16 protein-coding genes are annotated in these 19,313 nt (G+C 63.6%); 8 read left to right on the forward strand and 8 right to left on the reverse strand.

Annotation, left to right across the window (positions count from 1 at the left end; all coding sequences use genetic code 11):
* Window positions 1-234 precede the first annotated feature (234 nt).
* Complete coding sequence (locus ACK41V_RS08685; protein WP_409780684.1) at window positions 235-1,644, forward strand: FAD-binding oxidoreductase; 1,410 nt, start codon at window positions 235-237, stop codon at window positions 1,642-1,644.
* Between the two features lie 243 nt (window positions 1,645-1,887).
* Complete coding sequence (locus ACK41V_RS08690) at window positions 1,888-2,718, forward strand: urease accessory protein UreD (protein ID WP_409780687.1); 831 nt, start codon at window positions 1,888-1,890, stop codon at window positions 2,716-2,718.
* A gap of 134 nt (window positions 2,719-2,852) precedes the next feature.
* Here the strand turns inward: ACK41V_RS08690 and ACK41V_RS08695 are convergent, their stop codons facing one another.
* Window positions 2,853-4,010 carry an ATP-binding protein gene (locus ACK41V_RS08695; protein ID WP_409780690.1) on the reverse strand — a complete coding sequence of 386 codons (1,158 nt, stop codon included), beginning with the start codon at window positions 4,008-4,010 and terminating at the stop codon, window positions 2,853-2,855.
* Window positions 4,011-5,196: 1,186 nt separating this feature from the next.
* Between ACK41V_RS08695 and ACK41V_RS08700 the strand changes: the two genes are divergently transcribed.
* Window positions 5,197-5,646: a hypothetical protein gene (locus ACK41V_RS08700; protein WP_409780693.1), complete on the forward strand. Its 450-nt coding sequence runs from the start codon at window positions 5,197-5,199 to the stop codon at window positions 5,644-5,646.
* Between the two features lie 180 nt (window positions 5,647-5,826).
* Here ACK41V_RS08700 and ACK41V_RS08705 read toward each other — a convergent pair whose 3' ends face one another.
* Window positions 5,827-6,621 (reverse strand): IclR family transcriptional regulator, encoded by a 795-nt coding sequence (locus ACK41V_RS08705; RefSeq protein WP_409780696.1) that lies wholly within the window; start codon window positions 6,619-6,621, stop codon window positions 5,827-5,829.
* A gap of 135 nt (window positions 6,622-6,756) precedes the next feature.
* Between ACK41V_RS08705 and ACK41V_RS08710 the strand changes: the two genes are divergently transcribed.
* The 4 genes from ACK41V_RS08710 to ACK41V_RS08725 are packed head-to-tail and all read left to right on the forward strand — an operon-like array spanning window position 6,757 to window position 10,133.
* The gene (locus tag ACK41V_RS08710; protein WP_409780699.1) at window positions 6,757-7,227 is read left to right on the forward strand and encodes a type II 3-dehydroquinate dehydratase; all 471 of its coding nucleotides are present in this window, start codon (window positions 6,757-6,759) and stop codon (window positions 7,225-7,227) included.
* Between the two features lie 40 nt (window positions 7,228-7,267).
* Entirely contained in the window at window positions 7,268-8,263 is a 996-nt protein-coding gene (gene dctP, locus ACK41V_RS08715) for a TRAP transporter substrate-binding protein DctP (protein WP_409780702.1), read from the forward strand.
* A 25-nt stretch (window positions 8,264-8,288) separates the two neighbouring features.
* Window positions 8,289-8,801 (forward strand): TRAP transporter small permease, encoded by a 513-nt coding sequence (locus tag ACK41V_RS08720; protein ID WP_409780705.1) that lies wholly within the window; start codon window positions 8,289-8,291, stop codon window positions 8,799-8,801.
* A 54-nt stretch (window positions 8,802-8,855) separates the two neighbouring features.
* The gene (locus tag ACK41V_RS08725) at window positions 8,856-10,133 is read left to right on the forward strand and encodes a TRAP transporter large permease (RefSeq protein ID WP_409780708.1); all 1,278 of its coding nucleotides are present in this window, start codon (window positions 8,856-8,858) and stop codon (window positions 10,131-10,133) included.
* 128 nt (window positions 10,134-10,261) lie between these two features.
* Here ACK41V_RS08725 and alaC read toward each other — a convergent pair whose 3' ends face one another.
* From alaC to ACK41V_RS08750, 5 genes are all read right to left on the reverse strand, one after another.
* Window positions 10,262-11,491, reverse strand: a complete 1,230-nt coding sequence (gene alaC, locus ACK41V_RS08730; RefSeq protein WP_409780710.1) for an alanine transaminase — start codon at window positions 11,489-11,491, stop codon at window positions 10,262-10,264.
* Between the two features lie 148 nt (window positions 11,492-11,639).
* Entirely contained in the window at window positions 11,640-12,869 is a 1,230-nt protein-coding gene (locus ACK41V_RS08735; RefSeq protein WP_409780713.1) for an MFS transporter, read from the reverse strand.
* A gap of 415 nt (window positions 12,870-13,284) precedes the next feature.
* Window positions 13,285-14,367 (reverse strand): adenylate/guanylate cyclase domain-containing protein, encoded by a 1,083-nt coding sequence (locus tag ACK41V_RS08740; RefSeq protein WP_409780714.1) that lies wholly within the window; start codon window positions 14,365-14,367, stop codon window positions 13,285-13,287.
* 425 nt (window positions 14,368-14,792) lie between these two features.
* Window positions 14,793-15,587: a metallophosphoesterase family protein gene (locus tag ACK41V_RS08745; protein ID WP_409780717.1), complete on the reverse strand. Its 795-nt coding sequence runs from the start codon at window positions 15,585-15,587 to the stop codon at window positions 14,793-14,795.
* A gap of 41 nt (window positions 15,588-15,628) precedes the next feature.
* The gene (locus ACK41V_RS08750) at window positions 15,629-16,702 is read right to left on the reverse strand and encodes a diacylglycerol/lipid kinase family protein (protein WP_409780720.1); all 1,074 of its coding nucleotides are present in this window, start codon (window positions 16,700-16,702) and stop codon (window positions 15,629-15,631) included.
* 302 nt (window positions 16,703-17,004) lie between these two features.
* On the opposite strand from ACK41V_RS08750, the gene ACK41V_RS08755 reads away from it, so the two are divergent.
* Window positions 17,005-17,865 carry a phosphatase PAP2 family protein gene (locus ACK41V_RS08755; RefSeq protein WP_409780722.1) on the forward strand — a complete coding sequence of 287 codons (861 nt, stop codon included), beginning with the start codon at window positions 17,005-17,007 and terminating at the stop codon, window positions 17,863-17,865.
* A gap of 12 nt (window positions 17,866-17,877) precedes the next feature.
* Here ACK41V_RS08755 and urtE read toward each other — a convergent pair whose 3' ends face one another.
* Entirely contained in the window at window positions 17,878-18,570 is a 693-nt protein-coding gene (urtE, locus tag ACK41V_RS08760) for an urea ABC transporter ATP-binding subunit UrtE (protein WP_409780725.1), read from the reverse strand.
* Window positions 18,571-19,313: the final 743 nt, after the last annotated feature.

Raw genomic sequence — 19,313 nt, forward strand, 5'->3', positions numbered from 1 at the left:
AAACCGATGGATTTCGCGGAAGGGCAAGGCGCAAACCGCAGCGATAGCCGTAGCTATCGCGAGGATTTGCAACGCTGCCCTGGCGTGAAAGACGCGGTTTTATTGGCATTTATTTGCGGGACAGGACACTAGACCCACCCACTCGGACCGCATTCATTTTTTTACACCGCGCACGCGTGGTGGGGCCGCGCTTTGCCCCACACACCATCCGCCGCACCGACAGGAGAGACAGACATGACCACCATCACCGCCCACCAACTGCCCGAACAACTGCCCGGCCTGGACTGGATCGCCGACCCGCTGCGCGTGGGCCGCCTGTCGCAGGACTTCGCCTGGTTCAGCCCCGTGCTCAAACGCGACCTGGCAGGCAAGCGCGGCGACATTGCCGTGCGCCCACGCACCGAGGACGAGATCCGCCAGGTCGTGGCGGCCTGTGCCAAGGCGCAGATCCCCCTGACCGTGCGCGGCAGCGGCACCGGCAACTACGGGCAAAGCACACCGCTGCACGGCGGGGTGATCCTGGACCTGTCGGGCTACAACGCCTTTGGCTGGGTGCGCGGCGGCGTGGGCCGCGCGCAGGCGGGCATCCGCCTGGCGGACTTTGACACGCAGGCCAAGCCCCACGGACAAGAGCTGCGCTGGCTGCCCAGCACCTACCGCAGCGCCACGCTGGGCGGGTTGTTTGGCGGTGGCTTTGGCGGCGCAGGCTCCATCAACCACGGCCCGCTGGCCGCGCCCGGCAACGTGCTGGCCGTGCGCGCCATGACGGTGGAGCCCGAGCCCCAGATCATCGAACTGCGCGGCCCCGAGGCCATGCTGCTGCACCACACCTACGGCACCAACGGCATCGTGCTGGAACTGGAGGTGGCCCTGACCCCTGCCGTCGAGTGGACGGAATGCATCGCCACGTTTGCCCAATTTGACGCCGCGCTGGAATTTGCCGACCGCTTCGGCAGTGCCCCCGGGCTAGAGAAAAAAGAGGTGTGTTTTCTGGCCGCGCCCATTCCGCAATACTTCACCAGCCTGGCCGAACACCTGCCTGCCGACCACCACGCCGTGCTGGTGCTGGTGGCCCCGCACTCTGAAGCCGGCATGCGCGACATGGTGGCCCAGCACGGTGGCACCGTCACCTACTGCAAGACGGCCGACGAAGTGGCCAGCAGCCACAAGACCCTGCTCGAATACACCTGGAACCACACCACCTTGCATGCGCTGAAAGTGGACAAGGGCCTGACCTACATCCAGAGCGGCTTCGCCCCCGCGCGTCGGCTGGAACAGGTCAAAGCACTCGAAGCCGCGCTACAAGGCGAGGTCATGATGCACCTGGAGTTCTTGCGCACGAAAGAAGGCGCCTTCAACTGCAGCGGCCTGCAGATCATTCGGTACACCACCGAAGAACGCCTGAACCAGATCATGCAGATCTACCGCGACCACGGCGTGCAGATCAACAACCCACACGTCTACATCGTGGAAGACGGCAAGCAGAACAACCTGGACCCGGCCGTGGTCAGCACCAAGCAACGCTTTGATCCCCAAGGCTTGCTCAACCCCGGCAAGCTGCGCAGCTGGGTGCCGCCCGCAAAGGCAACCATTGCAGCAGCGCCAGCCCCAACCTCTGCAGACCCCGAGCCCCAAACAGCCTAGACACAGCCCCACGCACGCTGCGCCCCCCGGTATTTCTCCCTCCCCCCTCGCGGGGGTGGGCCGGGGAGAGGGGGCAACCGCCCCAAGCAGCGCAGATACACCCCCTCTCCCCACCCTCCCTCACAAAGAGCGAGAGAGCCCACAACCCGCCCAACCCTCACCAATTCATCGTCAAATCAGCCCCTAGCGCTTATCCACAATGCATAATCAGCTATTTATTTAGTAGCAAACGGATTATCACCCATGCCCTGGCACGCCCGCCTGCAACTGGACTACACCCGTGAAAGCGCCCGCACCGTAGCGCGCTTTGAGCACAACGGCCCGCTGCGCATCCTGCAAAGCCTGTACCCCGAAGGCGACGCCATCTGCCACAACGTGCTGGTGCACCCACCCGGCGGTCTGGTGGGCGGCGACACGCTGGACATCACCGCCACCGTGGCGCCCGGCGCGCACGGCCTGCTCACCACACCGGGTGCCACACGCTTTTACCGGTCCAACGGCCCGCTGGCGCTGCAGCGCAGCCACCTTAGCGTGGCCGAAGACGCCCGCCTGGAATGGCTGCCGCTGGAGGCGCTTTGCTACAACGCCTGCAACGCCGAAAACCACCTCACGCTCAATCTGGCCCCCGGCGCCGAATGCATGGGCTGGGACGTGACCGCCCTAGGCCTGCCCCACGCCAACCAGCCCTTTGAAACCGGCCGCTTTGTGCAACACCTCGAAGTGCCCGGCGTGTGGCTGGAGCGCGGCGCCATCAACGCCGCCGACCACCGCCTCATGCAAAGCCCGTTGGGCCTGGCCGGGCACCGCTGCATGGCCAGCCTGTTCTTTGCAGCAGGCACCCCGCTGGACCGCATCCGCCGCGACGCCGCGCTGGAAGCCGCCCGCGCCGTGATCGACGCCCATGCACTCAAAGCCACCGCAGGCGCCACCAGCCCCAACCCACAAATGGTCGTGCTGCGCGTGCTGGCGCCGCAGGTGGAGCCTGCGATGCAGTTGCTCAAGGCCGTGCGGGTGGCTTGGCGGGAGGTGATGTGGAACCTGACAGGCGCGCCACCGCGGATCTGGGCGATGTAGTGCACGCTGCGTCCGCCCGAAGCGACCGCGCAACGCAAATCGAAGGAGGAAATGGCGACGTGTCTCAGCCCCTGTGCCTGGCGCTCGCGCCTCTGCCATCAGCGCCCGGCCGCGCGCGCGTTGACCGCCGTGGGTTATGCGCCGCCAGTCGGCGGAACACGGGGCAAGGACAGGGTGAAGGCTGTGTTGGCACCCTGCGACACGACGTTGACCGAACCCCCATGCGCCAGCGCGATCTCGCGCACCACATACAAACCCAGCCCCAGATTGGCACCCGCCAAAGGCAGGCGGGAAGCGTCGCTGTCACTGTCGCCGTCACGCAGTTCGCGCACCAGGGGGTCGAACAAACGGGGCAGCAGGTGCGGGGCAATCGGTTTACCGACACTGTGCACCGTCAATTGCACTTCGTCCTGACGACTGCCATCGATGACGACATCTATCGGCAACGCGGCATCGCCGTACTTCAGCGCATTGAACACCAGGTTCGACAAGGCCTGGTGCAGCCGGGTGCGGTCCCACTGACCTTGCATGTCCCCGTGGTTTTGGAGAGCGAGGATGCGCTCTGGGTAGACCGCGTTGATTTCGTCCAGCGTGTGGCGCGCAAACTCATCCAGCTGCAAAGGCGCTGGCGCAATGGCGATACCCTTGCCCAGGCGCCGGGCGGTGAACTCCATGAGGTCGTTCAACAGCGCCTTCATCTGCCCAACGCTGCGAAGCGTTAGCAACGCATGGCGGCTGTCGTCAGGCCGTTGGCGCAGTCCGATGGCTGCGCAACTGGCGATGGTGCTCAGCGGGCCACGAAGGTCATGCCCCATCATCCCCAGGAACAGGTCTCTGGCCCTGTCGACCTCTTCCACAAAAACGTCGACCGACTCTGCCAGGGCCTGGTCGATCGCCTCATTGAACCGCACCATGTCTTCCAGGTCCTGATCCTGAAGCTGCGGGTGGGCCGCCTGCCACAGGCGCAGCACTGTCGCACGCAGGGCTCGGTACTCAGCGACCATTTGCCCGATCTCGAAGCCCTGGCTCTCGCGCTGGCGAGCGTGGCTGCGCGAGGGAACATTGGCAGAAGTCGACGCCTCCAAGCTGGTCCCTTCCGATTTGATTTTTCTCTCCGCCTCGCCCTCAACGCGATCCATGTTGACGACTATTTCCTCGAGGATCGTTCGGCCATGGTCCAGCAGCGCTACGTGATCCATGTCGCGAGCTGCTGGCAACTGCTTGCCCGCAAACGCGACCCAGTCGCGCAAGATTGAATCCAGATTTGACGTGATGAAAACAGATAGACGCATTTCGGCATTGTGTGCGCGCCCACGCGCGGTTGTAAATGGTTGCCCACTGGGGCAGGGGCGCCGATGCGCTCAATCGCAGCTCGACCTATCGCGGAAAGGGATGCGGATGAGACGCCCCGGCAAGGTGGGCTGGGCTTGAGAAGCCGAAGACCGATGCGCACTGACCGCGCATCAGCGATCCAAGGTGCCCCGCGCCATGTGGTAAATCGGCGTATGTGCGACACCGTACAGACTTGGCGGGTAGCTTCGTATTTATGCCTCTTGCACGCTGGAGGGTGCAGTCAACGCCCCTGAGCTTCTGCCCCCAGCGGGGGAGAGCTGATGGTGCGCGACCGCGAAGCGCTGGAGGCCAAAGTCTGCAGTTGCTACGCTGCGGACAAGAATATCTACCACCGCTGATGAACACCCAGCGTTGAAGTGGGCCGCGCAACGGCACTTCGATGTGCTCCAGGGGATGCAGTTGCTCAAGGCGCGGTGCGGGTGGTCTGGCGGGAGGGGATGTGGGAGTTGGGGTGAGGCGCCAAGGATTTGAGCGATGTAGAACACAATCAAACGGACCGGCAATTGCACTTTGCTGTCCGAGGTAAAAGTATTCAGCGCAAGACAAGGCCATTTTTCTCAAAACAAACACGCTGCAGGTTTGTACCAATCTGCTGGAATACGAAATCGACGGAACCCAAAGTACCTGCGAGCTGACGGAGTTCGTGATTGATGGAAAGCCGCTCTCCAAATTGCTTGGTATAGATCGCGACCTTCGTACCAGCCAATGTGATCTAGACGGGGCGACGATAAATGAACTCCCCTCGAAAGCCGAACGGATGATCAACGAACTGTGTAATAGCGCCGAGCCCCTAAATCAGTTCGGCACAAGGCGAACCGTGCTCTACAGATGCCATTGCGGTTCGGACTATTGCGGCGTCGTTTCATGCCAGGTCGTAGCCCCTGAGGCAGAGCGTGGAATGGAGGGATATCTCATTTGAAGACGATCAGGGTCCTCATCGAATAGGCGCGGATTGCGGCTATCCCAACTTGAATCCCATCGAATTGCTTACTTTCGACAAATTTGCTTACCTTCAGGCGATCCGTCGGTTCTCTCAGGGACAGAAGTAGCCATTCCCGGACAAGCAAACGCGCGGCTTCAAAATCACGCAACCCATATGTTCCAAACCGCACAGTAGGTACCCCGTTGAGCCCAATTCTGAGTCTTCAAGTCCAACATGATTCCGATGGAACTGCCGAGCTATTTGTCGAGCTTTCGCATCCCGTATTCACAGGCAGTGCATCGGCTTGGTTTGACGCCATAAGCCTGGCGGAGTTCGGTGCAAGTCTTGCGAACACATTCCCGCTGACCAGAGAGAAACCCATTGAGCTGACGGGTGGGTATTGGGATCACCAAGGCGCTATTGAGCAGCTTCATGTTGGGCTCAAGTTCTATCCCATTGGTGGTACTGGAACGGTTGGCGTTCACGTGCAGCTGGCAACTGACTGCCAAGCGGACGAGAGAAGCGAATCCCAATCTAAGGTATCCGCTGAGGTGAAGACAAATTATGAGGAACTTCGGCGTTTTGGTTTTGCGGTTCAAGCCATAGCAAAGAACCAAGCGTCTCATGCACAACTAATGGGAATCGCGAGCTAGCCTCGGCAGTTCTTGAGGCCTGTTCCGACAACGAGACCTACGGCACGGCCTCCACATGGTGGCGACATCACCGACTGGCCACTCGAAGCCGCTTGAACGAAAGCTGCCTCGTCGAGGTCTACACCTGGCGACATGCACGCCTTGGCAGCGTCCAGCACCGCAGTGATGAACTTCAGACCCTCACCCCTTCCCCAGCGCCGGCCTATTAAACAAACTGGACGCAAGACTCACCGGCCCCAGTTCCGCCGCCGCTGCCAGCAACGCAGGCCCCAACTCCTCCATGCGCTGCTGCGTCAGCCGCAACCTCGGGCCTGCAATGCTGATGACGCCTATTGCCTCACCACGGCGCAGCACCGGTGCGGCGATGGCGCTCATTCCGGGGGCAAACACCTCGTCGATCATGGCGTAGCCGCGCGCTCGCGCGGACTGCAGATAACTGAGCAGCGCGTTGATGGTGGTCGGGGCGTTGGGGCCGTACTCGGCGGGAGTGCCAAAGCCTTGGCGGGACACCAGCTCCAGGGCGCGCTCATCCGGCAGCATCATCAGCCAGGCGTGGCCAGACCCCGTGCAGGACAGTCGCGCGTCCATACCCATGTCGGGGTCGTAGCGCAGGCCTGCATGGCGCCTGCCTTGGGACTTGGCTACCCATGTGAGGCGGTCGTCATCGACGATGGACAGCCGAATCAGCTCGCCAGACGTCTCTGCCAGTCGCTCAAGTAGTGGCTCGGCGATCTCCACGATGCCGGCGCTGCTCAAAAAACCCAAGCCAAGCGATACCACCTTGGTGGTCAGCACGTAGTCGCCTTGTTTTCGAATCTGCCGGACATAGCCACGGCGCTGCAGGTCGCCCAGCACCCGGTGGCAGGCGCTCAGCGGAATGTCCAGCTCGGTGGCGATCAAAGAGAGCGGCAGTCCGTGGGGATGCCTGGCCAAGTATTCAAGCACTGATAGGCCGCGGTCAAGAGCAGTGTTCATTTATTGAGATGTGAAATGAGTTTCCAGTTTGGAAACTCTTTCTGATAGCGGCTGAATAATTTGCTTCATTCGATTCACAGATGCTGTCACAGGAGCCAAATGTATGACCAAACCAAAGCCCGGGGATTCACGACCATGAACGGGACGATCTACGTTTTGAACGGCCCCAACCTCAATCTGCTGGGGGTGCGCGAGCCCCATTTGTACGGCAGCACGACGCTGTCTCAGGTCGAGCAACAATGCCGCGAAGTGGCGCAGGACCTGGGCTTTGGGTGCGAGTTTCGGCAAACCAACCATGAGGGTGTGATGGTGGACTGGATCCATGAAGCCCGCAATGCGGCCTGTGCCATCGTGATCAACCCGGCCGGCCTTTCTTTTCGGTCCATCCCGCTGCTGGATGCGCTCAAGACCTTTGACCACCCCATTGCCGAAGTCCATGTGACAAACATTCACCGGCGGGACGCCCTGTACCAGCATTCGCTGGTGTCGCTGGCTGCCACCGGGGTGATTGCAGGATTCGGCACTTTTGGATATGAAATGGCGATGCGCGCAGTGGTGCGCCTGCTCGCCAAGCCTGCTGCAACCACCATTGCGGCAACAGCTTGAACCCGTCACCCGGCCCGCTACCCACTAAAAGGAGACAACCATGAACTTTTCCATCCACCGCCGCCACCTGCTCGGCGCAGGCGCAGCACTCGCCGCAGGCACCATGACCCCATCGTGGGCGCAGCAGCAACCGCAGACGCTGCGTTTTGCGGCCGTCTTCTCGGACAAGGACATCCGCGCCGAGATGATGCGCATCTTTGGCGAGGAGATAAAGGCCGACTACAAGGTGGACCTGCACCTGAACTCCACCCTTTTCCGCCAGGGCACCGAGCTGGTTGCGCTGCAGCGCGACAACCTGGAGATGGGCAACATCTCGCCGCAGGACATCTCGCGCCAGGTACCGGCGTGGTCACTGCTGACATCCGCCTACCTGTTCCGCGATGCGAACCATCTGAACGCCTTTTTTGCCAGCGACCTGGGCACGCAGATGAAGAAGATGGCGGAAGACCAGCTCAAGATCAAGATCCTGGGCCCGACCTTTTTTGGCACGCGCCACGTGGGCCTCAAGCCCAAGAGGAAGATCAACACGCCACAGGACATGGCCGGCATCAAGCTGCGCATGCCGCCCGGTGAGGCATGGCAGATGCTGGGCAGAGCGGTGGGCGCCAACCCCACGCCCATGGCCTATGCAGAAACGTACACCGGCTTGCAGACCGGCGCGATTGACGGGCAGGACAACCCCCTACCCAACATTCAGAACATGAAGTTCAACGAAGTGATGTCGCAGATCGTGCTGACATCGCATCTGGTGGGCTTTGATGTGCTGAGCGTCAGCCTGAAGGTCTGGACTGGCATGGATGCGGACAAACAACGCGCCTTTCAGACCGCAGCGAACAAAGCGATTGCATTCAGCACGGCAGAGCATCTCAAGCGCGAACAACAGTTGGCCGAAGAGTTCAAGCGCGGCGGGCTCGATGTGTACACGCCCAACATCCAGGCGTTTCGTGAATACGCGCAAAAGGTGTACCTGGCCTCTGACGACGCCAAGAACTGGCCTGCCGGCATGATCGAAAAAATCAACGCGCTGAAGGCCTGATGTGAGCATCGTGCGGGCCTCAGCCATGCTGCACTCCGCGCGCACCAGGCTCCACCGCTTTGCCGAAGCGGTGGCGGCCCTGCTGCTCGCGATCATCTTCCTGGCCTTTCTGGCCCAGATTGCGTTTCGCTACTTCTTCAACTGGCCTGTCGGCTGGACGTCTGAGGTCTCGCTGATCGCATGGCTCTGGCTGGTGCTTTGGGGCGCTGCCCTGGTGCTCAAGGACCACGAGGAAATACGGCTGGACATCCTGACAGAGCACGCGGGGCCGCGCATTGGCCGCGTTGCCACCGCCATTGGCTCGTTGGCGGTCATCGTTCTCTTTGTGATCTCGCTTCCGGCCACCTGGTCGTATGTGAGCTTCATGAAGGTCGAGAAAACCTCGTACCTCCATCTGCGCATGGACTACGTCTATGGCATTTACATGCTGTTTGTGGTGGCGGTGATCGTTCGCAGCGGCGCAGCACTGGTGGGCGCAGTGCGCGGCCGCCAGGCGGAGTCTGCAGAACCCATGCCAGATGAACACCCGGGGCGCTAGCCCCTTTTTTGAGTCCTCGGAGCCCGCGCCGTGAATCTAACGAGTCCTTTTTCCTTGACCCTTGCCGCCATCATCGGCCTGAGCTTGCTGGGCGTGCCGGTGGGCTACGCGATGATTGCAAGCTCCATCCTGTACCTGTACATGAAAGGCATGGACATGGGGTCGGCCGCGGAGCAACTGCTCAACGGCACGTACAACAGTTTTCTGCTGCTGGCGATCCCGCTGTTTATCCTGGCAGCGGCTTTCATGAGCTCGGGCAGCGTGCTGGACCGCTTGCTGCGCTTTTGCAACGCCATCGTGGGGCGTTTCCCGGGGGGGCTTGCGCAGGTGAATGTGCTGCAAAGCGTAGTGTTCGCCAGCATGTCTGGATCCGCCCTCGCAGACGCGGCCGGTTCGGGCAAGCTGATGCAGGCGATGATGACAAAAGACGGCAAGTACACACCGGGGTTTGCCGCCGCGCTCAGTGCTGTCTCTTCGGTCATCGGGCCCATCCTGCCGCCGTCTATTCCGATGGTGCTCTACGCGTTGGTGTCTGGCACTTCCATCGGCTACCTATTTATTGCAGGTGTTCTGCCCGGCTTGTTGCTGGGCGCTGTGCAGATGGCGCTGATTTACGTATTGGCAAAGCGCCGCAATTTCCCGGTGGAAGAACCCGTGCCCCTGCGCGACATGCCGCGCATCACGCGGGAGGCTTTCCCCGCCTTGATGCTGCCGGTCATCTTGCTGGGCTGCCTGTACAGCGGCATCACCACCCCGACAGAGGCGGCAGGGCTCGCAGCGGCCTACGCGTTGCTCATCTCCACCGTGCTGTACCGCAGCCTGAGCTGGTCCGACATCTACCAGGCGCTGTCGTCCAGTGCACGCATGAGCGTTTCTATCGGTGTGCTGATCGCTGGGGCGATGGTTTTCAACTACGTCATCACCTCCGAGAACATCCCCCGCGCCCTCAGCACCGTGTTGGCCGGGCAGCAACTTTCGCCGCTCGCATTTTTGCTCATGGTCAACGTGCTGCTTTTGGTGCTGGGCGCATTTCTGGAAGGGTCGACCATCATCCTGATCATTCTTCCGGTGCTGCTGCCTACGGCTGTGGCGCTGGGCATTGACCCGGTGCATTTTGGTGTGGTGTGCGTGCTGAACATCATGCTGGGCCTGGTCACGCCACCGTATGGGCTGCTGCTGTTCATGATGACCAAGATCGCCAATGTCTCCATGGGAGAGTTGCTCACCAACGTCGCGCCCTTTCTGGCCGTCATGATCGGCGCCTTGGCGCTGGTGACGTTGTGGCCCGACTTCGTGCTGTGGTTGCCGCGTCTGGCGGGGTACACGGGGTGATGAAAGAGGTCTGAGTCACCTCTATTGAGTCAGCATCCGTCCACTTGAAACCGTTCACGCTGAGCTGGTCGAAGATCTCAGCCTGAACGCATGTTTCCAGCTCAAAGATGCCGACCCAACATCTGGCGTCAGGCGGCAGCCGTCACTGCAGGCACCTTCAGCAGCCCATCGGCCTTGAACATCGCACGGATGCCGCGCACCGCCTGCCGAATCCGCGCCTCGTTCTCGATCAACGCGAACCGCACGTACTCATCGCCCTGGTCGCCAAAGCCGATGCCCGGCGACACGCAGACCTTGGCCTTGTCCAGCAACTGCCGCGCAAACTCCAGCGAACCCAGCGCGCGGTACGGCTCGGGGATGCGAGCCCAGATGTACATGCTGGCCTTGGGGCAGTCCACGGCCCAGCCAGATTCGGTGAGGCCCTTGTAGAGCACGTCGCGGCGGCGCTGGTACTGGGCGGCGATGTCTTTCACGCACTGCTGGTCGCCCTCCAGCGCGGCGATGGCGGCCACCTGCAAAGGCGTGAAGGTGCCGTAGTCGTGGTAGCTCTTGATGCGGGCCAGCGCGGCCACCAGGTCGGGGTTGCCGACCATGAAGCCGATGCGCCAGCCGGCCATGTTGTAGCTTTTGGAGAGGGTGAAAAACTCCACCGCCACGTCCTTGGCACCGGGCACTTCCATGATGCTGGGGGCGCGGTAGCCGTCGTACACGATGTCGGCGTAGGCCAGGTCGTGCACTACCAGGATGTCGTGCTTCTTGGCCAGGGCGATGACACGCTCGAAGAACGACAGCTCCACGCACTGCGCCGTGGGGTTGCTCGGGAAGCCGAAGATCATCATCTTGGGCTTGGGGTAGCTGCCGCGGATGGCTTTTTCGAGCTCCGCAAAAAAGTCCACATCGGGCGCCACGGGCACGCTGCGGATGTCAGCCCCGGCAATCACCGCGCCGTAGATGTGGATGGGGTAGCTGGGGTCGGGCACCAGCACGGTGTCGCCGCGGTCCAGCGTGGCCAGCATCAGGTGGGCCAGGCCCTCCTTGGAGCCGATGGTGACGATGGCCTCGGTGTCGGGGTTGATGTCCACGGCGTAGCGGTCTTTGTACCAGTGGCTGATGGCGCGGCGCAGGCGCGGGATGCCCTTGCTGGCGCTGTAGCCGTGGGTGTCGGGCCGCTGGGCCACTTCGGTGAGCTTGGCGACGATGTGCGGTGGTGTGGCCCCGTCGGGGTTGCCCATGCTCATGTCGATGATGTCTTCGCCACGACGGCGGGCGGCCAGTTTGAGCTCGGCCGTGATGTTGAAGACGTAGGGAGGGAGGCGATCGATGCGCGCAAAGCGGCGCTTGCCTTGAGAAGCAGACATGCTGTGGAGACTTTCACGTAAGCGCCCGGAACCGTCCGAGCGACGTGGCTGGCAGAAAGGCCGGCCCGCGGTCACTCTAATGCACAACGCCGCGATGGCTCCACAGATTTTGGCGGTGTCGCACCGCCGCTACGCTTTGCCGCGGTCGTCAGGCGGAAGCGCGCTTGGTGTTTCGCTCGCTGACCAGCGCCCACGCAAACATGCCAACGCCGCCAATACCCAGCAGCACACCTACCCAGCCGGTGGACGTCCAGCCCAAGCCTGCCGCAATGCCCACGCCGCCCAGCCAGGCGCCCAGCGCGTTGGCAGCGTTGAAGGCCGAGTGATTGAGGGCCGCGGCCAGCGTCTGCGCCTCGCCCGCCACGTCCATCAGGCGGATCTGCAGCGCGGGGCCGATGGCCACCAAGGTGCCCAGAAAGAACGTGGCAAAGGCCGCGCTCACCGGATGGTGCGCCGCAGGCACAAACAGCGCCAGCACCACGATGGACCACAGCAGCACCTTGCCCACGGTGGGCATGAGCGCCTTGTCGGCCATGCGCGAACCGACGATGTTGCCCACCACCATGCCCAGGCCAAACAACGACAGCACAAACGGCATCAGCGCGGGCGGCATGCCTGCCACCTCGATCAACGTGGGCTTGATGTAGCTGAACACCGCAAACATGCCACCAAAACCAATGGCGCCGATGCCCAGCGTGAACCACACCTGCTTGCGCGCCAGCGCGCCCAGCTCGCGCAGCGGGCTGGCGCCGTGAGATGCAGGCATGGCGGGCACCCACAGGCGCACCATCACGACGGCGGCTACGGCGATAAGGCCCACAAATACAAACGCAGCGCGCCATCCAAAGTGCTCGCCCAGCGCGGCTGCAATGGGCACGCCCACCAGCGTGGCCGTGGTCAGCCCCAGCATGACCCATCCCACCGCGCGTGCGCGGCGCCCCGGTGGTGCCAGGGCTGCAGCCACCAGCGCAGCCACGCCAAAGTAGGTGCCGTGTGGCAGGCCGGTCAGCAGGCGCATGGCGCTGAGCGACGCATATCCGGGCGCCAGGGCCGATGCGAAATTGCCCAGCGCATACACCACCATCAGCGCCATCAGCAATGCACGCCGCCCCCAGTTGGCCGCCAGCACGGCAAGCACCGGTGCGCCCACCACCACGCCCAGTGCATAGGCGCTGATGACGTGGCCCGCCTGCGGGATGCTGACGCCGATGTCGCGCGCGACCTCGGGCAGCAGGCCCATGATGACGAACTCACCCGTGCCGATGGAAAAACCGCCCACCCCGAGGGCCAGCACGGCGCGCAGCAGGGTGCGGTCATCGGTACGGTCATCGGTGGCTTGGGAGGGTGGGGCAACAGAGGAAGACAGGGGCGCGGACATGGCAAGAACAACAGAAGAACGCGGCACCAGAAGGCGACGGTGCCGCAAATGAGAGTTAGTTGGGGGAATCAAGACTGCGAAATGTAGTTAAACGGTTACGCAGTTACGGGGGAAAACCCGAATTTGGTAACCATAGCATGCCCTGTGGAGCCCTGCAGGGCGAGGGACGGATCACGCCGAAGCCAGGGAGCCCTTGACGCGAATGCCGCGATGGCCGCCATGCCAACGCCCGGTCACTGTTGTGCGTACCTATCGCCCTGGCATCTTTGAACTTGAAATGCCCGTTCGGGCTGAGCCTGTCGAAGCGTCTCTCGGCACGACGAAGACGCTCGGTGAACGGTTTCCAACTGTTTGCCAAACCGCGCCGCGCCGCGCCCCGGCGCAGGCGCTGGGCTGCCGGGTTTTCAGCGCAAGGTCAGCGCGCCACCAGCAGTTGCACAAACATCTGCACCTTGGCATGGCATTCGGCGCTGATGGAGGTGAACTCCAGCCCGGCCACCCACTCGTCGCCTTCTTGCTTGAGGGTGATGACCCGCGCATACACATCGGCCACGCGGTAGTCCACCAGCGGCAGCTCAAACTCCAGCTTGATCTCGCTGTGCGGCTCCAGCGGCTCGATCAGCTCCACCAGCAGGCCGTGGTAGCCGATGTCGCGGATGGCGCCGTGCACGATGTGGGGCACCACGATCTTGTCCTGCATGCGCTGGCACAAGCAAGGCAGGCGCGCATCCACCCGGTGGCTGCGACGGAACTCCTGGCGCGGCACCTTGAGTTTTTGCGAAGGAATGGCGATCAGCTCGCGCAGGCTCACCGGCTGCGTGCGGCCCTTGACGTAGACCTGCATGGGTGCGGACGCCGACACCAGCCCCCAGCACCGCTGGTAGGTGGAATCGCTGATGAGCACCTGGCCGCGCAGGCTCAGCGCCTCGATGCGCGAGGCCAGGTTGACCGCCTCGCCGATCACGGTGTATTCGGAATACACGTCAGAGCCAAAGCGCCCCGCCATCACCGTGCCGGTGTTCACGCCGATGCCCAGAAAGACCTCGGGCAGCCGCTCGGTCAGGTGCGCAAGGTTCAGCTCGCGCATCGCGATCTGCATCTCTACCGCGCACAGCAGCGCGCGGTCCACATCGTCGTCGCGGCTGATCGGCGCACCGAACAGCACCATGATCGAGTCGCCCATGAACTTGTCGATGCTGCCCTGGTACTTGAAGACCACCTCGGAGAGCCGCGACAGGCAGCGGTTGAGCGCTGCAATGACCACCGACGCTGGCTGCGAGCCAGACAGCGCGGTGAACCCGCGCAGGTCGGCCAGGAGGATGGTGACTTCGCGCGGCACCACCTCCAACCCTTCCGAGACGCCGCCGTCGAGGCTTTCCATGCCGTGCAGGATGCCCGCCATCTCGGCCTGTGCGGCGTCGGAAAGGGGGGCACCGGTCTCCCGCTCAATCAGCGCCTGCAGGCGGCGCACGGCATCGTGGTGGAATTCTTTGTGCATGGATGCAAGGGAGTGGAGCGGCCGATTGTTTGGTGTGTGGGGCATCGCCTGACCCGCCAGCCAGAATAGGCGGGGCGTGCCCAGACGGTCAACCAGTGAAAACACCGCGGGCAAAACCGCAACAACGCGCACTGCCGGGCTCCCTCCCCCCTCGCGGGGGAGGGTTGGGAAGAGGGGGAGCCCAAGCGCCACGCCTGTACAGCCTCTTCTTCCCGCCCCTATCGGACAAGGGCGAGACGAAGTGGCGCACCTGCGAAGGACGTATGCCATGAAAATATTTGGTGTTTTTGGCCTCTAGCGCTTATCCATCAAGCGCTACTAGCTATAAAAACAGGAGTTTCTTGGGTGCAAGCCCGGTCGCAGTTGCTGCTGCCGCACAGACATTCACCGCTGCGCTTCAGATCCGTACACCCATTCACTCGAATTCAATTGGCCCCCACCGCCTGTCGAAGCACACACACAAACTCTGTCGACACCTCGTCGTAGTCCCACCGCGCCGCATACCGGGCCACACCGCCGACTGCGGCGCCAGATGGTTCTACAGTCAGCACGACGAGGCTGTTGGGGCTGCCGTGGCGCAGGCGGTGCGATACCGCTGTGCCCGCACGGCAAGCCCACAGGCCGGGGATGGGCTGCAGCACCCCAGGCTCATGCACATGGCCGGACAACAGCATCTGGGCACCTGCGGTGCGCCAGCGCTGCACGGCTTCGTCCGCACGGGATGGGCGGTGCGCGCGGTCGTCCGCGTCGCGCGCGACCAGGGGGTGGTGACTGGCCACGATGCGCCACGCATCCGGTGGCGCGCGGGCCAGCAGCGTGGCCACATGGTCGATCTGCGCCGAGGAAAGGCTGCCCCGCTCGTGCCGCCAGGCGCGGGTGGTGTTAACGCCCACCACATAAAAAGCGCCCATCTGCCGCACGGGCTCCTGGTCCAGTCCGAACTGCTCGGCATACCGCTCATACGCTCTGCCCCAGCGCATCCACCACGCAAACAGCGGCAGGTCGTGGTTGCCCGCCAGCACCAGGGTCGAGCGAGCATGCAGGCCTTTGACAAACCGCGCAGCCTGCTCAAACTGGTCGGCAGTGGCGCGTTGTGTCAGGTCGCCCGACACCACCACCATCGACACCGAAAGCCGCTGGGCCAGCCGCTGGGCCGCCGCACACACCGCAGGATCGTGCGCACCAAAGTGCAGATCAGACAGGTGCATCAAAACGGTCATCGGTACCTTAGGAACGGACGCAGAGGCTGCATAACCGGGCATCAAGCGGGCATCAGGCCGCCCGCTGCAACGGGCTCGGGTGCTGCGCCCAGCAGCGTATCCGCTGCCTGCTGCGCCTCGGGCGCATCGTCGCGACCCAGGTTACTGGGTGCCACCAGCCACAGGGGGCGGTCGCTCAGGCGGAAATGCAGGGGCGGGGTCATCCATTCGCGCTCGCCATCAAACGCCAGTTTGACCTGGGGCGGGCGCCAGCTGGCGGGCGTGACCGTCAATTCAGAGCAGGCCATGCTGACCACCGCATTGTCTTTGTGCAGCTGGCCGGTGGCCGCGTTCCACACCGTGCGCGCAATGGCCCACCGGCCCTGGGGCTTGAGCATGACCACCGCCAGCTTGCCACCGTCGGCCACCATTTGCGCCTGGGGCAGGCCCATGCGGTCAAGCTGCAGGGGGTTGTTGCCCACAAACAGCGTGGTGACCAGATGCTCTTCTTGCTGCGCCTCGGCGCCGCGGTGTGTCTTCATCACCACGCGCCAGCGGCGGCCCGCGGAGGGGCGAAACAGGCTCCATACGGCAGACGCCACCGCCACCCAGCGCGATCGGCCGAAGCGGCGCGATGCTTTCTCGCGCTCGGCCAGCAGCTTGGGGTACAGGCCCACGCTGGCGTTGACCACAAACATGCGCCGGTTGACAAAGCCCACCTGCACGGGGCGCATGTCGCCTTCGCGCAGGGCCTGCAACAGGTCTTGCACGGCGGTTTCGGGGTCTAGCGCCAAGCCGTGCTCGCGGCTGAAGTAGTTGAAGGTGCCCATGGGCACGACGCCAAGCGGCACACCCGCCAGCAGCGCGGCCGACGCCACGGCGTTGATCGTGCCGTCGCCCCCGGCGGCCACCACCAGCCCGCCATCCTCCAGCGCCGCCTGGGCAGCGTTGCGCGCCAGCTGCACGATGTCGCCCCGCTGGTCGGGCACATGCCAGACCACGTCGTGCTCTTGCAAGGCAGGCACGCCCTCCAGCTTGGCACGCAGCAGATCCAGATCGGCACCGGGGCGCCTGGGCACCACCAGATGGATGGGGCCGTGGCGACGTGCGGGGTAGGGATGATCGGAAGGGGTCATTTTGGTGAGCGGCATCAGGAGGCAACGCGCAAGGGCCACACACGGGGCAAACCCGGCGGACCCTGGGAGTCATCCTGAAATTTTGATTGCAATGGTATGCATAGTGGCCCTGGGGCACCAAAACCGCAGCCAGCAGCTGCGCCTTTGCCCTGTCGGAGCATGCCGACAAGCGAACCGTGACACATAGGGCCATACACCTGCGCTTTGGCGGGGTGTAGGGAACTCCGCTACAACGACCGATTCATTCAAAGCCATTGCCCCGCGAGACCCTCTAGAACCAACCGAAAGCAGCACAGCCCCCGATGACGATGACGACGATGGAAATTTCTGAACTCGGGGGGCTGTTGGCGCGCCACCCCATGGAATGGTGGATGGCTGGCATGGCGGTGGCGGCCGTGGTGGGCGCGCTGGCCTTGGCTGGTTTGCGCACCGCCCAGCGCCACAGCCCGCCCCTGCGCCGGTTTCTGCCCGTGCAAGCGCACTGGGTGGTTCTGGCGGCCATGGGCGCCAGTGCCTGCACACTGGTGCTGGCGGGCGTCGCCATGGCCGAGCTGGCCGAGAGCGGGCAGCCCGGCGGCCCCTGGGGCGCGCTGGACGATGCCATTGCCGCAGGCTTGCAGGCGCAAGCCGACACAGCGGTGCTGCAGTGGTTTGCAACCCTGACCCACCTGGGCGATGCGGGGGCCCTCACGGCGGCCACGGTGGTCATAGCCGTGCTGTTGTGGGTGCGCCAGCACCGCCTGCTGGCCATCGGCTGGCTGGTGGCCCTGGGGGGCAACGGCGCGTTAACCAAGATCCTCAAGCAGGTGTTTGAGCGGGTGCGGCCCGAGCATGTGCACGGCATTGCGCAGGCCGATGGGTTCAGTTTTCCGAGCGGGCACACCAGCGGGTCGATGGCGGCCTACGCCATGCTGGCCTACCTGGCCACCCGCCTGCTACCCCGGCACTGGCACCTGCCCGTGGTGATGGTGGCGGGCGCTGTGATCTTTACTACAGGCTGGAGCCGCGTGGTGCTGCAGGTGCACTACGCCAGCGATGTGCTGGCAGGCTGGTTGCTGGCGGGCACCTGGGTGCTGTGCACCGTGCTGGTCATGGAAAGCGTGGCGCGCTGGCGTAGCAGCAATGACAGCAACCATCCGCAGCCCGGCTTGGCGAAGACCTGAGGGCCCTCGCCGTCAAATCGCCACGAGGTTGCGGATGCCTTTGGCTTCCATCTCGCTCCCCGGGCCGCGCGCAATGACTTCGCCGCGCTCCATCACCAGGTAGTCATCGGCCAGCTCCTGCGCAAAGTCGTAGTACTGCTCGCACAGCAGGATGGCCATCTCACCCTTGTCGGCCAGCATGCGGATGACGCGGCCGATGTCTTTGATGATGCTGGGCTGGATGCCTTCTGTGGGCTCGTCCAGGATGAGCAGGCGCGGGCCGGGGGCCAGGGCACGGGCGATGGCCAGTTGTTGCTGCTGCCCGCCCGACAGATCCCCGCCGCGGCGTTTGAGCATTTGCTTGAGCACGGGGAACAGCTCGTACAGATGCGGGGGCACGGGGGTGGAGCCGCTTTTGTAGGCCAGGCCCATGCGCAGGTTTTCTTCGACCGTGAGGCGGCCGAAGATTTCGCGGCCTTGGGGGACGAAGCCGATGCCTGCTCGCGCCCGGTCGTACGGCGTGGCTTTGTCGATGGGTTTGCCGTCGAAGGTGATGCCGCCGCTTTTGATGGGGACGAGGCCCATGAGGCTTTTGAGCAGTGTGGTTTTGCCGACGCCGTTGCGGCCTAGGAGGACGGTGACTTTGCCGGGTTGGGCGGTGAGGCTCACGTCGCGCAGGATGTGGGAGCCGCCGTAGTACTGGTTGATGTTTTGGACGGTGAGCATGGTGGTTTTGAGTGTTTTTGGCCTCTAGCGCTTATGCATCAAGCGCTGATAGCTATGGTTTTGATAGTTTTCGGTGGCCGTTGGGGCTGAGCTTTTTCGAAGCTGGGGCTCGCGGGCTGAGCTGGCCGCATGCCAGGTTGGAGGGCGGAGGCCGGGAGTCGCCCGGCGTGCGAGTAACTTTCTTTCGCGTCGCCGAAAGAAAGTCACCAAAGAAAGGGCGACCCCACTGTCTGCGTCCCTTCGCTTCGCTGCGGGCAACCTGTGGTGCTCGCGGACGGGGTGCGCCGCAGAACTCACTGCGCTGCTTTGCAGCTACGTTCAGACAACTGCGGCGAGCTAGACCACGATGCATGTGTGTCCTGCGGCACACATGCCACCCCGCCCTCTGCGCTCCTCGGCGCATACAGAGGGGCTGGGGAGAGAACATCCATTCGGGCCATTGCTCCGCTGCGCTGCGCTCGGCCCCGAACGCGCAGGCGCTTCGCGCCGCGACCGCCAGGCCGAGCGAAGCAATGGCCCGTGTGGATGTTCGGCTGTCCGGTTGTTCGGCTGTCCCACCCCTGCTGGCTGCGCCTGCGGCGGGGCGGTTGCGGGGTGAGCATGCGCGTCGAAGCGCGCATGCCTCGTGGTCTAGCTCGCCGTGGCTGTCTGAACGTAGCGCCAACGGCGCGCAGTGAGTTCCACGGCGCACCCCGCAACCGTCCCGACGCAGGTCGCCCCATCGCTCCGCGAAGGGGTCGCAG

It is taken from the genome of Acidovorax sp., from assembly GCF_046291265.1.
In the GTDB taxonomy this organism is placed as follows: domain Bacteria; phylum Pseudomonadota; class Gammaproteobacteria; order Burkholderiales; family Burkholderiaceae_C; genus Acidovorax.